This window comes from Mycobacterium sp. TH-M82 (assembly GCF_057473605.1).
The window spans coordinates 1-1051 of record NZ_JBYCKY010000036.1 but is presented as its reverse complement, the minus strand read 5'-3'; the positions used below and the strand labels follow the sequence as shown (position 1 = coordinate 1051).

The window sequence follows — 1051 nt, the reverse complement described above, 5'->3', positions numbered from 1 at the left end:
CGCCCACCTCGACATAGCCGGTGGTGACCCGGGCCACCACCGGCGCCGAGGGTTCGAGCCGGACGATCTCCTCGATGAACGCTCTGACCTGCTTGGTGTCATCGCGCAGCTGGGCGCGCAGCGTGGGTCGTCGTGCCAGCTCGAACAGCGAGAACCCGATCGTCGCCGCCACCACGTCCAAATCGGCCAGGATCTGCAGGAAGACCGCGCCGAGCACTTCGAGGTCGCTGAGTTCGCCGGGCCCGTGCATCATCTGCGACAGCATGTCGGCACCCCGGCTGCCGCGGCGTCGCTCGATGGCGTCCGCGAAATACCCCAGCAACTCCTCGCCCTGGCCCGCCGCGGATCTGCCGGCGACCACAGCGTCCTTCCACCCGATCACGCGGTCCCGATCCTCGGGTGGCAGCCCGTAGAGTTCCATGAACACCTGGAACGGGTAAAGACGGGCGAAGTCGGCCATCGCTTCGCACCCACCGCGGCCGGCCAGCTCCGCGACCATCTCGGCGGCGTGGCGCTGCAGCACGGGCCGGGATCTGCCCACCGCCTGCGGGCTGATGTAGGGGTCGTGGATCGTGCGGTAGAACGTGTGCTCGGGCGGGTCGAACGCCAGCGGCACCACCGGCACCGGACTGCCGGGGGGCTGCAGCGCCAGTCGTGCCGAGAAGAGCGCGGGGTCGCGCAGAGCAGCCAGCACGTCCTCGCGTCGGGTCAGGTAGTAGTGGCCGTTCATGTACACGACCGGACCGGTGTCCCGCAGCACCTTCCAGCCGGCGCCGCGGTCTGTGCTGAGCGGTAAGGTCGCGTACTCCAGGCGCGGCAGCCGGAATGCACCCGACTGATGTTCTGCGCGCGTACTCATGGTCAGTTCCAGCGCAGCGGCAATGACGTGAGCGCGAAGGTTTTCGACGGGAATGGGATCGCCGGGACGTAGCCGTCGGGGAGGTCGAAGTCGGGGATCTGCCTGAGCCACTCGCCGACGATGATGGTCAGTTCCATCCGTGCCAGGTGGGAGCCCAGGCAGCGGTGCGGTCCGCCCCCGAACCCCCAGTGC

General features: G+C 68.9%; 2 protein-coding genes. Both read right to left on the bottom strand.

Features of this window, described 5'->3' with window-relative positions; translation table 11 throughout:
* Positions 1–859 (bottom strand): cytochrome P450 family protein (locus AC2VON_RS01185; RefSeq protein ID WP_486951313.1); only part of this gene is annotated, 859 nt, incomplete at its 3' end.
* Positions 860–861: 2 nt separating this feature from the next.
* Positions 862–1051 (bottom strand): cytochrome P450 (locus tag AC2VON_RS01180; protein ID WP_486951312.1); only part of this gene is annotated, 190 nt, incomplete at its 5' end.